The organism is Streptomyces sp. NPDC001858 (assembly GCF_053594615.1).
On record NZ_JBSFEV010000013.1, the window covers coordinates 73053 to 91995 of the forward strand.

Below are 18943 nucleotides of genomic sequence, written 5' to 3' on the forward strand. Positions count from 1 at the left end.
CAACCCCCGATCGCGCACATCCGGCCCCGGCCCTGACACCCGTCACAACCCATTACGACCCGCTGCAACCCGTCATGAACCGTCAAGACCCGTTGCGACTCGCTATGAGAGGATCCGAACCCATGGCCGATGCCTCCACCGGCAAGGTGACCTTCGTCGGCGCCGGCCCCGGCGCCGCCGACCTGCTGACGTTCCGTGCCGCGCGTGCCATCGCGGAGGCCGACGTGGTGATCTGGGCCGCGAGCCTGGTCCAGGCGGAGGTTCTCGAACACGCGCGCGAGGGTGCGGAGGTCCTCGACTCGGCGACCATGTCCCTGGAGGACGTCGTCGACGTGTACGGGCGGGCCCGGCGGGAGGGGCTCAGGGTCGCCCGGATCCACTCCGGCGACCCCGCCCTGTGGGGCGGCACCCAGGAGCAGCTCGACCGGTGCGAGGAGATCGGCGTCGAGACCGAGATCGTGCCCGGCGTCTCCTCCTTCTCGGCCGTCGCCGCGCTCGCCCGGCGGGAGCTGACGATCCCCGAGGTCGCGCAGTCCGTCGTCCTGACCCGGCTCGGCGGCGGCAAGACGCCGATGCCGCCCGGCGAGGAGGTGCGGGAGTTCGCCAAGCACGGCACCACCATGGCGATCTTCCTGTCGGCCGCCCGCAGCGGGCAGCTGGTGCGGGAACTGCTGGAGGGCGGCTATCCGACCGCGACCCCGGTCGTCGTCGCCTACCAGGCGACCTGGCCGGAGGAGCTGATCGTGAAGTGCACGATCGAGACGCTGGAGGAGACGGTGAAGGAGCACAAGCTCTGGAAGCACACCCTCTTCCTGGTCGGCCCGGCCCTCGACGCGCACGGCACCCGCTCGCACCTCTACCACCCCGGTCACTTCCACGGCTATCGCAAGGCCGACCCGGAGGCCCGCCGGGCGCTGCGCGAACGGGGTGCCAGTACGTGATCACGGTCATCGGGACCGGCACGGGGGCCGCGACTCCCTCCGACGCGGTGGCGGGCGCCGAGCTCGTCGTCGGCGGACGGCGGCATCTGGACGCCGTCCGGATCCCCGAGGGCGCCGAGCGGATCGTCCTCGGTCCGCTCGCTCCCGCCCTGGACGCGATCGAGGAGTACGACGCGAAGGACCGGGCCGTGGTCGTGCTGGCCTCGGGCGACCCCGGGTTCTTCGGGATCGTGCGGGCGCTGGCCGAGCGGTTCGGGTCGGCGCGGCTGGAGGTGCGGCCGGGGGTCTCCTCCGTGGCCGCCGCCTTCGCGCGGCTCGGGCTGACCTGGGAGGACGCGGTCGTCGTCAGCGCGCACGGGCGGGATCCGCGGACGGCCGTCAACGTCTGCCGGGCGCATCCGAAGGTCGCCGTCCTCACCGGGCCGGGCGCCGGACCCGCCGAGCTGGGGGCCGCCCTCGCGCGCAGCGCGCCCGGACGGGTGCTCGTGGTCGCCTCGGCGCTCGGCGACCCGGGGCGCGAGCGCGTCGAGCGGGTCTCCCCCGCCGAGGCGGCGGACCGCGACTGGGGGACGGCGGTGAGCGTGGTCCTGTGCCTGGACGAGACGCGCGTGCTCGGTCCCGTGCGGACGCTGGCCGGTGTCGGTGACGGCGCCCGGCCGGCCGGGTGGGCGCTGGCCGAGGGCGAGTTCGCGCACCGCGACTCGATGATCACCAAGTTCGAGGTGCGGGCGCTGGCCCTGGCCCGGCTCGGGCCGCGCGCCGGCGACCTGGTCTGGGACGTGGGCTCGGGTTCGGGGTCCGTGGCCGTGGAGTGCGCGCGGCTCGGCGCGGCCGTCAGCGCGGTCGAGAAGACGGCGGACGGGGTCGGCCGGATCCACGCCAACGCCCTGGCCCACGGCGTCGACGTGCAGGTCGTCCATGGCGCCGCGCCGGACGCGCTCGCCGAACTCGACGATCCCGACGCCGTGTTCGTCGGGGGCGGGGGGCGCGAGCTGCCCGACATCGTCGCCGCGTGCGCCCGGCGGGCCCGGCGGACGGTGGTGGTCGCGATGGCCGCGCTGGACCGGGTGCCCGCGGTGCGCGGTGCGCTCGCCGACGCCGGGTTCGACTGCGACGGGGTGCTGCTGCAGTCCTCGCGGCTCGCGCCGCTGCCCGGGGACGTGACCCGGCTCGCGGCGACCAATCCCGTGTTCCTGCTGTGGGGCGTCAGAAGCCCCGTCGGCACATCACCCGTTGATCGAGAAGGAGTTGCTCAGTGATCGGCCTGATTTCCGCCACCGCGGCGGGGGCGGCGGCACGCGACCGGCTGGCCGCGGCGTGGCCGGACCGCACCCGCGTGTACGACGGCCGCGCCCACGACGGCGTCGGGGACGCCGTGCGGCGGGCGTTCGCGGAGTGCGAGCAGCTCGTGTGCTTCCTGGCGACGGGGGCCGTCGTACGGCTCGTCGCGCCGCTGCTGTCCGACAAGCGTGCCGACCCGGGTGTGGTGTGCGTCGACGAGGCCGGGCGGTTCGCCGTCTCGCTGGTCGGCGGGCACGAGGGCGGTGCCAATGAACTCGCGCTGGCGGTCGGTGAGTTGCTGGGCGCGGAGCCCGTGGTGACCACGGCCACGGACGCCGTCGGCATCCCCGGCCTGGACACCCTCGGCCTTCCGGTGGAGGGCGCGGTGGCCGGCGTGACCCGGGCCCTGCTGGACGGGGAGCCGGTCGCGCTGGACGCGGAGGTGCCGTGGCCGCTGCCGCCGGTGCCGTTCGCGGAACGCGGGGAGTACAGGGAGTACGGGGAGTACGGGGAGCACGGGGAGTACACCGTCCGGTTGACGGACCGGGCCGTCGAGCCCGGTGCGCGGGAGGTGTTGCTGCGGCCGCCGTCGCTGGTCGTGGGCGTCGGCGCGTCCAAGGGCGCTCCGGTCGAGGAGGTGCTCGCTCTGGTCGAGGGCGCATTGCGGGACGCCGGACTGTCCGTCCGCAGTCTCGCCGAGCTGGCCACCGTGGACGCCAAGCGCGACGAGCCCGGCATCGTCGAGGCCGCCGCGCGGCTCGGCGTGCCCGTGGTGACGTACTCCGCCGAGGAGTTGGCCGGCATCGAGGTGCCGAACCCGTCCGACGCGCCGCTCGCCGCCGTCGGCACGCCGTCCGTCGCCGAGGCCTCCGCACTCGCCCGGGGCGGTGAACTCCTCGTCCCCAAGCGGAAGTCGGAGCGGGCCGACGGGCGGCCGGCGATGGCGACCTGTGCCGTCGTACGGCGGCCGGGGCGCGGGCGGCTCGCGGTGGTCGGGCTCGGGCCCGGCGCGCGGGACCTGCTCACCCCGCGCGCCAAGGCGGAGCTGGAGCGGGCCGCGGTGCTCGTCGGGCTCGACCAGTACGTGGACCAGATCCGCGATCTGCTGCGGCCCGGCACCCGGATCCTGGAGTCGGGGCTCGGGGCCGAGGAGGAGCGGGCCCGCACGGCCGTCGCCGAGGCCCGGCGCGGACAGGCCGTCGCGCTGATCGGCAGCGGGGACGCGGGCGTGTACGCGATGGCCTCCCCCGCGCTCGCCGAGGCGTCCGACGACATCGACGTGGTCGGTGTGCCGGGCGTGACCGCCGCGCTCGCGGCCGGCGCGATCCTCGGTGCGCCGCTGGGCCACGACCATGTGTCCATCAGCCTGTCCGACCTGCACACGCCGTGGGAGGTCATCGAGCGGCGGGTGCGGGCGGCGGCCGAGGCGGACATCGTCGTCACCTTCTACAACCCCCGCTCCCGGGGCCGCGACTGGCAGCTCCCCAAGGCGCTGTCGATCCTCGCCGAGCACCGGGAGCCGACGACGCCGGTGGGCGTCGTGCGCAACGCCTCCCGGCCGGACGGCACCAGCCGGCTGACCACGCTCGCGGCGCTCGACCCCGCGTGGGTCGACATGATGACAGTCGTGACCGTGGGCAACACGGCGACCCGGGACATCGCGGGACGCATGGTGACCCCGCGCGGCTACCGCTGGCAGACCGACTCCGAGGAGGCCCGGTGAACCGTGTGGTGCATCCGATCGAGGAGGAGTCCTACCGGCGGCTGCGCGCCCGGCTGGACACCTCGCACTTTCCGCCGCTGACCCGGGCGGTGGTCGAGCGGGTCGTCCACTCCGCCGCCGATCTGGAGTATGCGAGCGATCTCGTCCTGGACGAGGGCGAGTTGGCGGCGGCGCACGCCGCGCTGCACGCCGGGGCGCCCGTGGTCGTGGACGTCGAGATGGTGGGCGCCGGGATCACCCGGCGGGAGACCGTCTGCCGTCTCCGGGACGCCGTGGCCGGGCCGGGGCTGACCCGGTCGGCGCACGCGATCCGGCTCGCCTACGAACAAGTCGGCCCCGGCGCCCTCTGGGTGATCGGCAACGCGCCGACCGCACTGGAGGAGCTGCTGACGCTCGACGCCTCCCCCGTACTCGTCATCGGCCTGCCCGTCGGCTTCGTCGGCGCGGTCGAGTCCAAGGCCGCGCTGCGCGAGAGCGGGCTGCCCGCCGTGAGCAACGTGTCCGAGAAGGGCGGCTCGGCGGTCGCCGCCGCCGCGCTCAACGCCCTGCTGTACCACCCCGTTCCCCCCGAGGAGAAACCGTGATCACCCCGCCGCCGCCCGCCCTGCTCATCGCCGGCCATGGCACCCGGGACGAGGCCGGAGCCGAGGCGTTCCGCGACTTCGTACGGGAGCTCGGGCGCCGCCACCCCGAACTGCCCGTGGCGGGCGGCTTCATCGAGCTGTCCCCGCCGCCGCTGGGCGACGCGGTGACGGAGCTCGTGGAGCGCGGGGTACGGCGGTTCGCCGCCGTCCCGCTGATGCTGGTGTCCGCCGGGCACGCCAAGGGGGACATCCCGGCCGCCCTCGCCCGCGAGAAGGAGCGGCACCCCGGGATCTCCTACACCTACGGCCGTCCGCTGGGCCCGCACCCGGCGCTGCTGAACGTGCTGGAGCGGCGGCTGGAGGAGGCGCTGGGCACCGTCGGGCGCACGCCGGACGACCTGGCCGACGTCACCGTGCTGCTGGTCGGGCGCGGCTCGACGGACCCGGACGCCAACGCCGAGGTCCACAAGGCCGCCCGGCTGCTGTGGGAGGGGCGCGGCTACGCGGGCGTGGAGACGGCGTTCGTGTCGCTGGCCGCGCCGGACGTGCCGAGCGGGCTCGACCGGTGCGTGAAGCTGGGCGCGCGGCGGATCGTCGTCCTGCCGTACTTCCTGTTCACCGGGATCCTGCCGGACCGGGTGCGGCAGCAGACCGAGGGGTGGGCGGCCGCGCATCCGGAGGTCGAGGTGCGGTCGGCGGACGTCATCGGTCCCGAGCCGGAGCTGCTCGACCTGGTGATGGAGCGGTACCGGGAGGCCGTCGAGGGCGATCTGCGGATGAACTGCGACTCGTGCGTGTACCGGATCGCGCTGCCGGGCTTCGAGGACAAGGTGGGGCTGCCGCAGCAGCCGCACTTCCACCCGGACGACGACGGCCACCATGACCACCACGGGAGCCACGGGCATCACGGGCACCACCACCCCGGCGGACACGCCCATGCCCACTGACGACGCCTGCGGGCCCGCCACCGGGCACGACCTGCGTCACCACGGGGACTCGGAAGTCCGCGACGACGGCGCCGAGTTGGTCGACCTCGCGGTCAACGTCCGCGCGGACACGCCCCCGTCCTGGCTGCGCGAGCACATCGCGGGCTCGCTCGGCTCGCTGGCGGCCTACCCGGACGGGCGGGCCGCGCGGGCGGCGGTCGCGGCGCGGCACGGACTCCCGGTGGAGCGGGTGCTGTTGACGGCGGGTGCGGCCGAGGCGTTCGTCCTGCTCGCCCGAGCCCTGAAGATCCGTCAGCCGGTCGTGGTGCACCCGCAGTTCACCGAGCCGGAGGCGGCGCTGCGCGATGCCGGCCACACGGTGGACCGGGTGCTGCTGCGGGAGGAGGACGGCTTTCGGCTCGACCCGGCGGCCGTTCCCGAGGAAGCGGACCTGGTCGTCGTCGGCAACCCGACGAACCCGACGTCGGTCCTCCACCCGGCGGAGACGATCCGGCGGCTGGCCCGGGTCGGGCGGACCCTGGTGGTCGACGAGGCGTTCATGGACGCGGTGCCGGGCGAGCGGGAGGCCCTGGCCGGGCGGACGGACGTGCCCGGTCTGGTGGTGCTGCGCAGCCTGACGAAGACCTGGGGGCTGGCGGGGCTGCGGATCGGCTATGTCCTCGCCGCGCCGGAGACGATCGAGGAACTGGAGCGGGCGCAGCCGCTGTGGCCGGTGTCCACGCCGGCGCTGGCGGCGGCGGAGGCGTGCGTGGGGCCGCGGGCGCTGGCGGAGGCCGCGCACGCGGCGCACCGGGTCGCCGCCGACCGGGCGCATCTCGTCGCCGGCCTGGAGGAGTTCGCCGCCGACGGGCTGCGGGTCGTGGGACCGGCCGAGGGCCCCTTCGTCCTCGTCCGGTTGCCCCGGGCCGCCGAGGTCCGCCGGCACCTGCGCAACCTGGGGTTCGCGGTCCGACGCGGGGACACCTTCCCGGGGCTGGACGAGGAGTGGCTCCGCCTGGCGGTCCGCAACCGACCAACGGCAAACCGCTTCCTCCAGGCCCTGGACCAGGCCCTGACCCTGACCCGAACCTGAGGAACCGCCATCCCCCGGCCCGGGATACCGCGCTCGGGCGGCCCTGGCCGTCGGTCGCGTGGGCGGTGCCCGCGCCGGCCAGGGCCGTGGCCGCTGCCACGGCGGCGACGCGCCGGGCGTGGGCGCGTGCGGGCATGCGGAAGGTGTTGCCGTTCAAGGGTGGGACCCCCAGAAGAGACGCTTCGGGACCCCTCACGACTCGCGTACGAAGGGTGAACGGTCAGCAGGCTGACGCGAGTTCACCCAAACGTAAGTTTTCCGTGCACGTCTTCGAATCTCACAGCGCGTACGTTCTCCACATTCCCCCGCGCCCCCATGCCTCCATGCCCCCGTGCCCCGTGCCCCGGTGGCGTCAGCCCACCACTCGCCCGTTGAGCACCACCCGGCGGGGTGCCGCCAGCACGCCGACGTCCGCGCGGGGGTCCGTCTCGTAGACGACGAGGTCCGCCGGGGCGCCCTCGTCGAGACCGGGGCGTCCGAGCCACTCGCGTGCGCCCCAGGTGGTCGCCGAGAGCGCCTCCAGTGGCGGGATGCCCGCCGTGACCAGTTCGGCGACCTCCGCGGCGACCAGGCCGTGCGGCAGCGTGCCGCCGGCGTCCGTGCCGACGAAGACCGGGATGCCGGCGTCGTAGGCGGCGCGGACGGTGTCGTAGCGGCGCTCGTGGAGCCGGCGCATATGGGCCGACCAGTTCGGGAACTTGGCCTCGCCGCCCGCCGCGAGCTGCGGGAACGTCGCGATGTTGACGAGGGTGGGGACGATCGCGACGCCGCGCTCGACGAACAGCGGGATCAGGTCCTCGGTCAGGCCCGTGGCGTGTTCGATGCAGTCGATGCCGGACTCGACCAGGTCGCGCAGCGAGTTCTCGGCGAAGCAGTGGGCGGTGACGCGCGCGCCGAGGCGGTGGGCCTCGGCGATGGCCGCCGCGGCCGCCTCCCGGGGCCAGCTGGGGGTGAGGTCGCCGGCCTCGCGGTCGATCCAGTCGCCGACCAGCTTCACCCAGCCGTCACCGCGGGCGGCTTCCCGGGCGACGTAGGCGATGAGGTCGTCGGGCTCGATCTCGTGCGCGTAGCCGCGGATGTAGCGGCGGGTGCGCGCGATGTGCCGGCCCGCCCTGATGATCTTCGGGAGGTCCGCGCGGTCGTCGACCCAGCGGGTGTCCGAGGGCGAGCCGGCGTCCCGGATCAGCAGGGTGCCCGCCTCGCGGTCGGTCAGCGCCTGCTTCTCGGCGACGCCCGGCTCGACCGGGCCGTGCGGCCCGAGTCCCACATGGCAGTGGGCGTCGACCAGGCCGGGCAGCGCCCAGCCCGCGACGGTCCGGATGTCGCGGGCGCCGACGGGACGGTCGTAGGAGATCCGCCCGTCGACGACCCACAGCTCGTCGCGGACGTCGTCGGGCCCGGCCAGCACCCGGCCCTTCACATGCAGCACCGCGTGAACGCTCATGCACCGCACACTAGGCGCTCCGCTGGAAGGGCCGCGATGTGCCGTCATTTGGCTGCGGCGCCGTCGTGGCTGGTCGCGCCCACGCGGCGGAGCCGCAAAATGTGAGCGCCCCGCGCCCCTTCAGGGCGCCGCCGAACCGCAGCGGCCGGCTATTCCTTCCTGCCCACCTGGTCCGAGGTCTCCTCCTCCACCTCGGCCATCGCCGGGTCGAGGAGGCGGGAGAGGAAGTGGCGGGTGCGCTCGTGGCTGGGGGCACCGATGACCTGGGCGGGGGTGCCGTCCTCGACGATCACTCCGCCGTCCATGAAGACGACCCGGTCGGCGACCTCGCGGGCGAAGGTCATCTCGTGGGTGACGACCATCATCGTCATGCCCTCGTTGGCGAGCATCCGCATGACGGCCAGGACGTCCCCGACCAGCTCCGGGTCGAGGGCCGACGTCGGCTCGTCGAACAGCATGACCTCGGGGCCCATGGCGAGGGCCCGGGCGATCGCGACGCGCTGCTGCTGGCCGCCGGAGAGGGAGGCGGGGTAGGCGTCCGCCTTCTCCGCCAGGCCGACGCGTGCGAGGTTCTCGGCGGCCGCCTTCGCCGCTTCCGCTTTGCCGCGCTTGAGCACCCGGCGCTGCGGCAGCGTGAGGTTCTCGGTCACCGACAGGTGCGGGAAGAGGTTGAACTGCTGGAAGACCATGCCGATACGGCGGCGGACGGCGTCGATGTCGACGTCGGGGTCGGTGAGTTCGGCGCCGCCGACGAAGACCTGGCCTTCGGTGGGCTCTTCGAGGAGGTTCACACAGCGCAGCAGCGTCGACTTGCCCGAGCCGGACGGGCCGATCACGCACACGACCTCGCCCCGGCCGATCTCCAGGTCGATGCCCCGCAGCACCTCGTTGGCGCCGAAGGACTTGTGCAGTCCGCGTACTTGGATCTCTGCAGTCGGTGCGGTGCTGCTCACTTGGTGGCCTCCTGGGCCTTGGCCTCCATACGGCGCACGACGAAGCCGAGCGGGATGGTCACCAGCAGGTAGCACAGGCCGGCGACCAGGATGGGCGTGGAGTTGGCGGTCGTGCTGGCCAGGTCGCGGCCGTACTTGGACAGTTCGCGTTCTTCCAGGGTGACGCCCAGGAAGAGGACCAGCGAGGAGTCCTTGAAGAGCAGGACCAGTTCGTTGGTGAGGGGCGGGAGGATGATCCGGAACGCCTGCGGGATGATGATCGAGATCATCGCCCGGGCCGGCGAGAAGCCCAGCGAACGGGCCGCCTCCAGCTGTCCCTTGGGGACGGCCTGGATGCCCGCGCGGATCGTCTCCGCCATGTAGGCCGCGGCGACCAGACCGAGGGCGAGGGCGACCTTGCCGTAGGTGCCGCCGATGATCTCCGTGCCCGGGAAGGCCAGCGGGACGGCCACGCCGATGAAGATGAAGATCAGCAGGGCGGGCAGTCCGCGGAAGATCTCGATGTAGATCCCGGCCAGCCAGCGGTACGGGCCGACCGAGGAGAGCCGCATCAGTGCGATGACCATGCCGAGCGCCAGTCCGACGGCGAAGCCGGACACCGTGTACAGCACGGTGTTCTTCAGCGCCAGCGTGATGACGTCCGGGAACATCTCCTTCGCGATGCTCCACTGGGCGAACTGGTTCTTCAGCCTGCCCCAGTCCGCCGAGGCCGCGAAGGCGATCACGGCGGCGACGAAGGCGACGTACTGCGCGCCGCGCGAGAGCCGACGCTTCTGACGTCGCGTCAGCCCCTTTCTCCTGGGCTGGAGTGGTACGTCCGGGGAGGTCATGACGCGGCGGGCGAGGCGGCCGACTCGTCGTACGGGCCGATCCACTTCTCGTACAGCGTCTTGTACGTGCCGTCCGCCTTGGCCTCGCCGAGCGCCTTGTCGATCGCGGCGAGCAGCTTGGCGTTGCCCTTCTTCACCGTGAAGCCGTACTGCTCACCGGTGTTGATCTGCTCGCCGACCTCGAAGGCGGCCGCGTTCGCCTTGTCCTTCAGCCAGCCCTGGACCACCGGGTAGTCGATGACGACGGCCTTGACCTGGCCGGAGCGCAGTCCGTTGAGGACGGCGTCGGAGGACTCGAAGGAGACCGGGTCGAAGCCCTCCTTCTTCGCGTAGTCCTCGCCGGTGGTCTGCGCCTGGGTGCCGAGCTTGGCGTTCTTGGACTTCACGTCGGCGAGTGAGGTGAGGCCGGCCTTCTTGTCGACCAGGAGGGCCTGGGTGGCCTCGAAGTACGGGTCGGAGAAGTCGACGTTCTTCTTGCGCTCGTCGGTGATGGTCATACCGGCCGCGGCCACGTCGCACTCGCCCGAGTTGAGGAAGGCGCCGGTCTTGAAGTTCTCGAACGGGGTGTCGAGGATCACCTGCTTCACACCCAGGTCCTCGGCGACGAGGTCGATGAGCGACACGTCGAAGCCCTGCACCTTGCCGTCGATCTCCGACTGGAAGGGCGGGTAGGGCAGGTGGGTGCAGGTGGTGAGCTGGCCCGCCTTGACGAGCTCGACCCCGCCCGCGGCGGTCTTGGAGCCGCTGCCACCGTCGTCGCTGGAGGTACAGGCGGACACGAGCAGCAGCCCGGCCGTCGCGGTGGTGGCGGCCAGAACTCGGGTCCGGCGCCCGGAGAGGGTGTTCACGGCGGGCCTTCCTGTAAGGGAGCTAAGGGAACCTAAGGGAACTATGGGTTCCGATTATAAGGATAAGTTTGAGGCCCTCAAACCAAACCGATGGCTGCGAGGCGGTTCGGCCTGCGAAGTCATCGATCCGGAAGGCGGGTACAAGGGCGGTTACTCTCGTCACCCATACCCCGTGAGCAAAGAGAGCACCGCCGTGACACACCCGTTCCTCGATCTGTCCCCGCTGAGCGCCGCCCACTTCGCCGCGATCGAGGACCGCGTGGCCCGGCTGCTGGACACCCGACAGGACGTCGTGATCATGCAGGGCGAGGCGCTGTTGCCGCTGGAGGGCGCGATCCGCGGCACGGCCGGTCCGGGCACGACCGCGCTGAACGTGATCACCGGTCCGTACGGGCAGACCTTCGGCGACTGGCTGCGGGACTGCGGCGCGAAGGTGATCGATCTCGCGGTGCCCTTCCACACGGCCGTCACGGCCGCGCAGATCCGGGCGGCCTTCGCCGAGCACCCGGAGATCGACTTCGTGTCGCTGGTGCACGCGGAGGCGGCGACCGGCAACACCAACCCGGTCGCCGAGATCGGCGCGGCGGTGCGGGAGCACGGCGCGCTGTTCTACCTGGACGCGGTCGCCTCGATCGGCGCGGAGCCGGTGCTGCCGGACGCGTGGGGCGTGGACCTGTGCGTGATCGGGGCGCAGAAGGCGATGGGCGGCCCGGCGGGGGTGTCGGCGGTGTCGGTGAGCGAGCGGGCGTGGGCCCGGATGGCCGCGAACCCGACGGCCCCGCGCCGCTCGTACCTCTCCCTCCTCGACTGGAAGGAGCGCTGGGTCGACGGCGGCCGCAAGACGCTGCTGCACGCGCCGGCCCAGCTGGAGATGCTGGCGCTGGAGGCGTGCGTCGAGCGGATCGAGACGGAGGGGCTGGAGACGGTGATGGCCCGGCACGCGTCCGCCGCGGCGGCGACCCGTGCGGGCGCCGCCGCCCTGGGCGGCGGTCTGGAGCCGTACGTCCACGACGCGGCGGACGCGGCCCCGGTCGCCACGACGCTGCGCACCCCGCCCGGCGTGCTGGCATCGGAGCTGGTGACCCGCGCCCTGGCCGACGACCCCACCCTGCCGCTGGCCGCGGGCGGCGGCGCCCTGGCCAAGGAGATGATCCGCGTCAACCACTACGGCAGCGACGCAACCGCGGCCGTCGTCCGGTCCTGCCTGACCGCCCTGGCCACCGCCCTGACGGAGCAGGGCCTGACCGTGGACCTGCCGGGGGCACTGCGGGCGGTGGTGGCAGCGGAGGGCGGGCGGTAAAGACCGCAGGCTGTTCGGGAGAGCGTGAAGACGACGAGGGCAGGATTCGAACCTGCGTCCACCCGGGAACAGAGCCGGGCGCTCCTCCGCAGAGCTTCCTCGTCGCCGGTGCGATCATCGCCGTGCCTGCCGCACGGGGCAACTGCTTTACCGTCCCGGACCCCTGCGTGCGTTGCTGTCGATCACCACCATTCCTGGGCGGCAGCACGTTTGTGCTTGCCGGAGAAGATCCCGGCCGACCGCAGCGCACTGGCCGTGAGCGGGTCGGCGACCGCGACTCCGTGGACGAGTTCGGGCGTCCGTCGGAACACAACGGCTTCGGCTGCCGGTCTGGGGGCGGTCCAGGCGCCGGACACCGGATCCACCCGATACCGGGCGCAGGCTGCTTCGACGAGTGAGCGTGGGCATTCCTTCTCGCCTCTGAGCACTTCCCAGGGCAGCGGAAGCGCTGCCCAGACGTAGGTGTCCGGGTGCAGCCCCCCGCCGCTCATCCGGTGCCAGTACGCCACGTCGGCCGCCATCAGGCGGGGCACCTTGCCGGGACAGAACCGGTCGAGGAGCTCGTCCTGGCCCAACTCGCTCAGCAGCGCGAACCAGTGGGCCCGCGCCGTGTTCCACGCTTGTGCGGCCTGGTTCCACGTGGACGAATCGTCGCCACGGCGCACGATCATCGTGTCCCGTTCGAGCGGGTGCCGGTTCCAGGCGTCCTCCAGCAGGTCGGCCACCTGGCGCAGGAATCCGTTCCACCGCACCAGCAGGTGCGTGAGGTCCTGGTCGGACACCTGGGCCAGCACTTCGGCCGTGGGGTGCACATGCGCGACGGCGTACCAGCACGTCCGCTCGGGGGAGCTCCGCAGCCGCTGGAACAGGGCCTCGGCGACCTCGTCGTAGACCTGACGCTGCCGGCCGTTGGTGAAGACGCTGCGCATGTGACCACGCGCCGTGAAGTACGCGATGAAGGCAGCCGTGTCCGGGTCGGCGGCGAACAGTTCGTACGGCAGGACATGGGCGAGTGCGCCTTTGCCGGTCAGGGTCACTTCGCGGCGGCGCTGCTCGTGAATGACCCGGGCCAGTTTGGCTTCCATCCTGCGCAGCAGCCGGAAGCGCTTGTTGTACTGGCGCTTGGAGATCTCGCCGAGGCCGGCGGCCGTGCGCTCCGCCCGGTCGAGGCGGTCCATGCCGAAGTCGTTCTGTCCGTACGAGCGGCCGATCTCCTCGCCTGCCTGTCGGATCACCGCCTCGATGCGGGCCGGATCGTCCCCGGCACCGCCCGGGAGTTCCGGCACGTTCGTGAACAGGGTGGCCGCTCGGTGGAGTTGGCGTTGCGCGCCGACGGGGCGGGCGAACTCCTCCCGCATGGAGGTATAGCCGTGCCAGAGGTTGCGCAGCGAGTGCTCGGCGGCCTTGGCGAGCGCCGCCTCGGTCGCGGTGTCGAGGTCGGTCTCCTGTGCGGCGTAGAGGTCCTGGACGAGCCGGGCGACGTCTTCCGGACGCTTACGCAGGCTGAGCGAGGTGTGCAGTTCAAGAAGCAGTCGTTCGACTACGGGCGACGGCATGGACCTCACCGTGCCACCGGCACGACCAGGTCTCCACTGAATATCCGCCTGCCCGCCCCCTCGCTTCTCCCTACAGGCTTCGATCGGAGAGGACCGAGGCGTCCACACCCGAGGCGATGAGCCGCGCCTCCGCCCGACTTGCCAGTCGCTTGTAGCGCGGCCGGACGGGGATCCCTGGAAACATGCCGTCCCGATGCTCGAGCGAGCCGAGGTCCTCGACCGCGCCTGCCCGACGGTAGAGGTCGAACAGCACCTTCCGCCCTCGCTGCAACTCTGGCGAGATGAGCGTTTCGTGCAGCCTCAGGAACACATCGCGTTCGTCCGTCCGGGTCGCGTAGACAACGGCGAGACCGCTCACGAGCAGGGCGACGACCGAGATGACAAGCCCCGCTGTCTGCATGTCCGCTCCCGTCGTCGGTGAGTGATGTCAGTGCCTCGTGCCATCCTGCCCGTATGACCACCGACACACCCCACACCCTCCCCGACGGCCGGCCCGTGCCGTTTCTGACCGGTGCTGAACTCCCCATGCTGGAGAGCTGGTTGGAGTTTCATCGGAGCACGCTCGCGCTGAAGTGCGCGGGGCTGGACGACGGGCAGGTGCGGCGGGCTTCCGCCGAGCCGTCCGCGTTGACGCTGCTCGGGCTGGTGCAGCACATGGCCGAGGTCGAACGGAACTGGTTCCAGCGGGCGTTCGCCGGACTCGACGTGCCCGCGGTCTTCGAGGACGCGAGCGGGTACGCGCTGGACGCCGGGCGGGGGCTCGACGAGGCGTTGGCCGTCTGGCGGCGGGAGATCGCGCGGGGGCGTGAGCTGATCGCCGGGCGGTCACTGGACGACACCGGGCGGATCGTCGACGGGCCGATGACCGGCGTCGAGGTCAGCCTGCGCTGGGTGCTCATCCACATGGTCGAGGAGTACGCCCGGCACAACGGTCACGCCGACATTCTTCGCGAGCGTATTGACGGGACCACCGGAACCTGAATTCGATAATGGGAACTCCAGGTTCTTCTGCCCCGGATTCCCTACATTAAACACAGGGATATTCCGGGGATTCCGAGAGGATTTCGCGTCGGCGTGACGCATTGCACAGGCTGTGCGATTTGCCCGCTTTTGCAGCGGGCAAATCGCCGCATAGCGAACCCTTGCCTCTCCTGCATCACGGAATCCCCACCGCCCCTCCATGCGTTATTGAATTTCCCTGGGTAAGTTCAATCCGCATGACCACCGCACCCGCCGACCTTATTATCGACCGCCCGACCATTGCGGACGGAGCCGCACTCTGGCGTATCGCCAAGGAATCCGGAACGCTCGATCTGAACTCCTCCTACAGCTATCTGCTGTGGTGCCGGGACTTCGCCGCCACCACCGCGGTGGCACGGACCGAGGCCGGCGAGCCGGTCGGCTTCGTCACCGGCTACGTACGGCCAGAGGACCCGCGCACCCTGCTGATCTGGCAGGTGGCCGTGGCCGCCGCGCACCGCGGGCGCGGTCTCGCCGCGGCCCTGCTCGACGGGCTCACCGCGCGGCTCGTCGCCGACCGCCCGCTCGTCACCGTCGTCGAGACCACGATCACCCCGGGCAACACCGCCTCCGAGCGGCTGTTCGCCTCGTACGCGGCCCGGCATGACGCGCCCGTCAGCCGCGAGGTGCTGTTCGGCGAGGAACTGTTCCCGGACGGTCCGCACGACCCCGAGGTCATGTACCGGATCGGCCCCCTGTCCCGCTGAGCCGCCCCCCCACCCAGAGGAGTGTTTCGTCGTGAGCATCACCCAGCCCGACCTCAGCGTTTTCGAGACCCTCGAGTCCGAGGTGCGCAGCTACTGCCGCAGCTGGCCCGCAGTGTTCGACCGGGCGCAGGGCAGCCGCATGTACGACGAGGACGGTCATCGGTACCTGGACTTCTTCGCCGGCGCCGGGTCACTCAACTACGGCCACAACAACCCCGTGCTCAAACGGGCGTTGATCGACTATCTGCTGCGGGACGGCGTCACGCACGGGCTCGACATGTCGACCGTCGCCAAGCGGTCGTTCCTGGAGACCTTCCAGGATCTGGTGCTGCGCCCGCGCGACCTGCCCTACAAGGTCATGTTCCCGGGCCCGACCGGCACCAACGCCGTGGAGTCCGCGCTGAAGCTGGCGCGGAAGGTGAAGGGGCGCGAGGCCATCGTGTCGTTCACCAACGCCTTCCACGGGATGTCGCTGGGCTCGCTCGCCGTGACCGGCAACGCATTCAAGCGGGCCGGCGCCGGGATCCCGCTGGTGCACGGCACGCCCATGCCGTTCGACAACTACTTCGACGGCCGGATCCCCGACTTCCTGTGGTTCGAGCGGCTGTTGGAGGACCAGGGGTCCGGGCTGAACAAGCCCGCCGCCGTGATCGTCGAGACCGTGCAGGGCGAGGGCGGCATCAACGTCGCGCGTCCGAAGTGGCTGCGCGCGCTCAAGGAGCTGTGCGAGCGGCAGGACATGCTGCTGATCGTCGACGACATCCAGATGGGCTGCGGGCGCACCGGGGCCTTCTTCTCCTTCGAGGAGGCCGGGATCGTCCCGGACATCGTCACCGTGTCCAAGTCGATCAGCGGCTATGGACTGCCCATGTCGCTCTGCCTGTTCCGGCCGGAGCTGGACGTGTGGGAGCCGGGCGAGCACAACGGCACGTTCCGCGGCAACAACCCGGCGTTCGTCACCGCCACCGCCGCCCTGGAGACGTACTGGGCGGACGGGTCCGCGATGGAGAAGCAGACCCGGGCGCGCGGCGAGCAGCTGGAGCAGGGGCTCATCTCGATCACCGAGGAGAACCTCGCCGATGTGAAGGAGTACCGGGGGCGGGGGCTGGTGTGGGGGCTCGAGTTCCATGAGAAGGCGCGGGCCGGGCGGGTCGCGAAGCGGGCCTTCGAGCTCGGGCTGCTGATCGAGACGTCCGGCCCGGAGGGCGAGGTCGTCAAGCTGCTGCCGGCCCTGACCATCACCCCCGAGGAGCTGGACGAGGGCCTGAGCGTCGTGGCCCGGGCCGTCCGCGAGACCGTCGAGACCGTCTGACAGAGAGGGGCGTCATGATCGTCCGTTCGTTCGAGGACATCGAAGGCACCGACCGGCATGTGCGGGCGGCGTCCGGCACCTGGGAGAGCAAGCGCATCGTGCTGGCCCGGGAACGCGTCGGATTCTCGCTGCACGAAACGATTCTGTACGCCGGCACCGAGACGTCGATGTGGTACGCGAACCACATCGAGGCCGTCGTCTGCACGGCGGGCGAGGCCGAGCTGACCGACCACGAGACCGGGCGGACGCACCGCATCACGCCCGGCACCATGTACCTCCTCGACGGCCACGAGCGGCACACGCTCCGCGTCAAGGAGGACTTCCACTGCCTCTGCGTGTTCAATCCGCCCGTGACCGGACGGGAGGACCACGACGAGAACGGCGTCTATCCCCTGCTGACCGAGCCCGAGGAGGTGTGAGCGCCGTGACTGCCACGCTCACCGATCTGTATCCCACCCGTGGCGCCGCCGAGGTGTCCGTCCCCCGTCAGGACCCCGTCGTCTGGGGCTCCCCCGACACTCCGGGTCCGATCCCGTCGGACGGCCTCCAGCGCTACGAGCGCGACGGCTTCCTCGCCGTCGAGAAGCTGATCAGCGACGACGAAGTGACCGTCTGTCGACGGGAGTTGGAGCGACTCGTCGCCGATCCGGCGATCCGGGCGGACGAGCGGTCGATCGTCGAGCCGCGGTCCAAGGAGATCCGGTCCGTCTTCGAGGTGCACAAGCTGAGCCCCGTCTTCGCCGCCCTGGCCCGTGACGAGCGGGTCGCCGGGCGGGCCCGGCAGATCCTCGGCTCGGACGTGTACGTCCATCAGTCGCGGATCAACGTCAAGCCGGGCTTCGGGGCCGGCGGCTTCTACTGGCACTCCGACTTCGAGACCTGGCACGCCGAGGACGGGCTGCCGAACATGCGGACGGTGTCCGTCTCGATCGCGCTGACCGAGAACCTCGACACCAACGGCGGGCTGATGATCATGCCGGGCTCGCACCGGACGTTCCTCGGCTGCGCCGGGGCCACCCCCGAGGACAACTACAAGAAGTCGCTGCAGATGCAGGACGCGGGCACGCCGTCGGACGAGGCGCTGACCGAGCTGGCGAGCGAGTACGGCATCAAGCTCTTCACGGGCCAGGCCGGTTCCGCGACCTGGTTCGACTGCAACTGCATGCACGGGTCCGGCGACAACATCACGCCGTTCCCGCGCAGCAATGTGTTCCTCGTGTTCAACAGCGTGGAGAACGCGGCCGTGGAGCCCTTCGCGGCGCCGGTCCGGCGGCCGGAGTTCATCGGGGCCCGGGACTTCACCCCGGTCCGCTGACCACTGCCCATCGCGGCGGGCCTCGGCCCCCCGGCTGCCGGCCGAGGGGGTCAGCCCGCGAGCACGTCCAGCAGGCGGTCGACGTCCGCGGGCGTGTTGTACAGGTGGAAGGCGGCGCGCAGGTTGCCCGCGCGGTTGGAGACCTCGATGCCCGCGGCGCTCAACTCGGGCTGCCGGACGCCGAGTCCGGGCACGGAGACGATCGCGGAGCCGGGCGCGGGCACCGGTCGGTGGCCGAGGTCGGCCAGGCCGGCGCGGAAGCGGTCGGCCAGGGCGAGGTCATGGGCCTGGACGGCGGCCACGCCGAGTTCCTCGACGAGGTCGAGGGAGCGCCGCAGACCGGCGTAGGTGAACAGGGCGGGGCTGAGGTCGAACCGCCGTGCGGAGTGGGCGAGTTCGGCGACGGGGCCGTAGCAGCTGTCCCACGGGTTCTCCCCCGCGACCCAGCCCGCCAGCACCGGCGTCAGCTCGCCGAAGTCCTCCGGGACGACGAGGAACGCCGCTCCATGCGGGCCGAGCAGCCACTTGAAGGAGACCGCGGCGGTGAAGTCGTACGCCTCGGCGTCCATCGGCAGCCAGCCGGCGGCCTGGGAGAAGTCGACGTAGGTGCGGGCCCCGTGCGCATGGGCCGCCTCGCGCAGTGCGGGCAGGTCGGCGATACGGCCGTCGGCGGACTGGGCGGCGCTGACGGCGACCAGCGCGGTGCCGGGCCGGACCGACTCGGCGATCCGCTCCAGCGGGACGGCGCGGACCTTGAGGTCGCCGCGGACGTGGAACGGGTTCAGCACGGAGGTGAAGTCGTCCTCGGCGGTGAGGACTTCCGCGCCCGCGGGGAGCGAGGCGGCGATCAGACCGGTGTGCGCGGCGACCGACGCGCCGAGCGCGACGCGGTCGGCCGGGACGCCGGCCAGCCGGGCGTACGCGGCGCGGCAGGCCTCCACGTCCTCGTACAGCGCGGTCAGCGGCCGGCCCTCGGCCCGCAACTGCGCCGCCTCGTGCAGGGCGGCGACGGTGCGGGCCGGCAGCAGGCCGCTGCTCGCGGTGTTCAGATAGGTGTGCTGGGGGGCGAACTCGGCGCGGACGAGGGTCTCGAACGTCTCCATGGCTCCA

At 72.0% G+C, this 18943-nt stretch carries 19 protein-coding genes and 1 tRNA gene; 12 read left to right on the top strand and 8 right to left on the bottom strand.

Translation table 11 applies throughout. From position 1 onward, the window contains the following. Positions 1–122 precede the first annotated feature (122 nt). From cobM to cobC, 6 genes are read left to right on the top strand one after another with little or no spacing between them, the layout of a single operon-like run. Positions 123–941, top strand: coding sequence for a precorrin-4 C(11)-methyltransferase (gene cobM / locus ACWCPF_RS20530; protein ID WP_451046473.1), 819 nt, complete (start codon positions 123–125; stop codon positions 939–941). Then, positions 938–2200 carry a precorrin-6y C5,15-methyltransferase (decarboxylating) subunit CbiE gene (cbiE, locus tag ACWCPF_RS20535; RefSeq protein WP_451046474.1) on the top strand — a complete coding sequence of 421 codons (1263 nt, stop codon included), beginning with the start codon at positions 938–940 and terminating at the stop codon, positions 2198–2200. Before cobM ends, cbiE begins: the two co-directional genes overlap by 4 nt. Next, entirely contained in the window at positions 2197–3945 is a 1749-nt protein-coding gene (gene cobJ, locus ACWCPF_RS20540) for a precorrin-3B C(17)-methyltransferase (RefSeq protein ID WP_451046475.1), read from the top strand. The genes cbiE and cobJ overlap by 4 nt, the downstream gene beginning before the upstream one ends. Continuing rightward, entirely contained in the window at positions 3942–4529 is a 588-nt protein-coding gene (locus ACWCPF_RS20545) for a precorrin-8X methylmutase (RefSeq protein WP_451046476.1), read from the top strand. The genes cobJ and ACWCPF_RS20545 overlap by 4 nt, the downstream gene beginning before the upstream one ends. Then, on the top strand, positions 4529–5476 hold the full coding sequence (locus ACWCPF_RS20550; protein WP_451046571.1) for a sirohydrochlorin chelatase: 948 nt from the start codon (positions 4529–4531) through the stop codon (positions 5474–5476). The genes ACWCPF_RS20545 and ACWCPF_RS20550 overlap by 1 nt, the downstream gene beginning before the upstream one ends. After that, positions 5466–6548, top strand: a complete 1083-nt coding sequence (gene cobC / locus ACWCPF_RS20555) for an Rv2231c family pyridoxal phosphate-dependent protein CobC (protein WP_451046572.1) — start codon at positions 5466–5468, stop codon at positions 6546–6548. The genes ACWCPF_RS20550 and cobC overlap by 11 nt, the downstream gene beginning before the upstream one ends. Before the next feature lie 352 nt (positions 6549–6900). On the opposite strand, the gene ACWCPF_RS20560 is transcribed toward cobC, so the two are convergent. The 4 genes from ACWCPF_RS20560 to ACWCPF_RS20575 all read right to left on the bottom strand — a co-directional run bounded on the left by ACWCPF_RS20560 (position 6901) and on the right by ACWCPF_RS20575 (position 10623). Next, positions 6901–7992, bottom strand: a complete 1092-nt coding sequence (locus ACWCPF_RS20560) for an amidohydrolase family protein (protein ID WP_451046477.1) — start codon at positions 7990–7992, stop codon at positions 6901–6903. Between the two features lie 149 nt (positions 7993–8141). After that, positions 8142–8945 carry an amino acid ABC transporter ATP-binding protein gene (locus ACWCPF_RS20565; protein ID WP_451046478.1) on the bottom strand — a complete coding sequence of 268 codons (804 nt, stop codon included), beginning with the start codon at positions 8943–8945 and terminating at the stop codon, positions 8142–8144. Continuing rightward, positions 8942–9775 (bottom strand): amino acid ABC transporter permease, encoded by an 834-nt coding sequence (locus ACWCPF_RS20570; RefSeq protein WP_451046479.1) that lies wholly within the window; start codon positions 9773–9775, stop codon positions 8942–8944. The genes ACWCPF_RS20565 and ACWCPF_RS20570 overlap by 4 nt, the downstream gene beginning before the upstream one ends. Next, a complete protein-coding gene (locus ACWCPF_RS20575) occupies positions 9772–10623 on the bottom strand; it encodes an ABC transporter substrate-binding protein (RefSeq protein ID WP_451046480.1) in 852 nt (283 codons plus the stop codon). The genes ACWCPF_RS20570 and ACWCPF_RS20575 overlap by 4 nt, the downstream gene beginning before the upstream one ends. Before the next feature lie 172 nt (positions 10624–10795). Here ACWCPF_RS20575 and ACWCPF_RS20580 point away from each other — a divergent pair, with 172 nt between their 5' ends. Next, positions 10796–11923, top strand: a complete 1128-nt coding sequence (locus ACWCPF_RS20580; RefSeq protein ID WP_451046481.1) for a pyridoxal-phosphate-dependent aminotransferase family protein — start codon at positions 10796–10798, stop codon at positions 11921–11923. 31 nt (positions 11924–11954) lie between these two features. Here ACWCPF_RS20580 and ACWCPF_RS20585 read toward each other — a convergent pair. From ACWCPF_RS20585 to ACWCPF_RS20595, 3 genes are all read right to left on the bottom strand, one after another. Next, a tRNA-OTHER gene (locus tag ACWCPF_RS20585) sits at positions 11955–12027 on the bottom strand. A 78-nt stretch (positions 12028–12105) separates the two neighbouring features. Further along, on the bottom strand, positions 12106–13479 hold the full coding sequence (locus tag ACWCPF_RS20590) for a hypothetical protein (protein ID WP_451046482.1): 1374 nt from the start codon (positions 13477–13479) through the stop codon (positions 12106–12108). 70 nt (positions 13480–13549) lie between these two features. Further along, positions 13550–13879, bottom strand: coding sequence for a hypothetical protein (locus ACWCPF_RS20595; protein ID WP_451046483.1), 330 nt, complete (start codon positions 13877–13879; stop codon positions 13550–13552). Positions 13880–13932: 53 nt separating this feature from the next. Here ACWCPF_RS20595 and ACWCPF_RS20600 point away from each other — a divergent pair, with 53 nt between their 5' ends. From ACWCPF_RS20600 to thpD, 5 genes are all read left to right on the top strand, one after another. Next, positions 13933–14460, top strand: a complete 528-nt coding sequence (locus tag ACWCPF_RS20600) for a DinB family protein (protein WP_451046484.1) — start codon at positions 13933–13935, stop codon at positions 14458–14460. Between the two features lie 236 nt (positions 14461–14696). Next, positions 14697–15206 carry a diaminobutyrate acetyltransferase gene (gene ectA / locus ACWCPF_RS20605; RefSeq protein WP_451046485.1) on the top strand — a complete coding sequence of 170 codons (510 nt, stop codon included), beginning with the start codon at positions 14697–14699 and terminating at the stop codon, positions 15204–15206. Positions 15207–15237: 31 nt separating this feature from the next. Beyond that, positions 15238–16518: a diaminobutyrate--2-oxoglutarate transaminase gene (gene ectB, locus ACWCPF_RS20610; RefSeq protein ID WP_451046486.1), complete on the top strand. Its 1281-nt coding sequence runs from the start codon at positions 15238–15240 to the stop codon at positions 16516–16518. A 14-nt stretch (positions 16519–16532) separates the two neighbouring features. Further along, positions 16533–16937: an ectoine synthase gene (locus tag ACWCPF_RS20615; RefSeq protein ID WP_451046487.1), complete on the top strand. Its 405-nt coding sequence runs from the start codon at positions 16533–16535 to the stop codon at positions 16935–16937. 5 nt (positions 16938–16942) lie between these two features. Continuing rightward, positions 16943–17833, top strand: coding sequence for an ectoine hydroxylase (gene thpD / locus ACWCPF_RS20620; RefSeq protein WP_451046573.1), 891 nt, complete (start codon positions 16943–16945; stop codon positions 17831–17833). Positions 17834–17883: 50 nt separating this feature from the next. Here thpD and ACWCPF_RS20625 read toward each other — a convergent pair whose 3' ends face one another. After that, on the bottom strand, positions 17884–18936 hold the full coding sequence (locus ACWCPF_RS20625) for an aminotransferase class V-fold PLP-dependent enzyme (RefSeq protein ID WP_451046488.1): 1053 nt from the start codon (positions 18934–18936) through the stop codon (positions 17884–17886). Positions 18937–18943 lie beyond the last annotated feature (7 nt).

What these genes read in the sequence shown, in the direction of transcription:
- cobM (WP_451046473.1), top strand. Translation starts at nt 123, where the DNA reads ATGGCCGATGCCTCCACCGGCAAGGTGACCTTCGTCGGCGCCGGCCCC.
- cobC (WP_451046572.1), top strand. Translation starts at nt 5,466, where the DNA reads ATGCCCACTGACGACGCCTGCGGGCCCGCCACCGGGCACGACCTGCGT.
- ACWCPF_RS20560 (WP_451046477.1), bottom strand. Translation starts at nt 7,992, where the DNA reads ATGAGCGTTCACGCGGTGCTGCATGTGAAGGGCCGGGTGCTGGCCGGG.
- ACWCPF_RS20570 (WP_451046479.1), bottom strand. Translation starts at nt 9,775, where the DNA reads ATGACCTCCCCGGACGTACCACTCCAGCCCAGGAGAAAGGGGCTGACG.
- ACWCPF_RS20590 (WP_451046482.1), bottom strand. Translation starts at nt 13,479, where the DNA reads ATGCCGTCGCCCGTAGTCGAACGACTGCTTCTTGAACTGCACACCTCG.
- ACWCPF_RS20595 (WP_451046483.1), bottom strand. Translation starts at nt 13,879, where the DNA reads ATGCAGACAGCGGGGCTTGTCATCTCGGTCGTCGCCCTGCTCGTGAGC.
- ACWCPF_RS20600 (WP_451046484.1), top strand. Translation starts at nt 13,933, where the DNA reads ATGACCACCGACACACCCCACACCCTCCCCGACGGCCGGCCCGTGCCG.
- ectA (WP_451046485.1), top strand. Translation starts at nt 14,697, where the DNA reads ATGACCACCGCACCCGCCGACCTTATTATCGACCGCCCGACCATTGCG.
- ACWCPF_RS20615 (WP_451046487.1), top strand. Translation starts at nt 16,533, where the DNA reads ATGATCGTCCGTTCGTTCGAGGACATCGAAGGCACCGACCGGCATGTG.
- ACWCPF_RS20625 (WP_451046488.1), bottom strand. Translation starts at nt 18,936, where the DNA reads ATGGAGACGTTCGAGACCCTCGTCCGCGCCGAGTTCGCCCCCCAGCAC.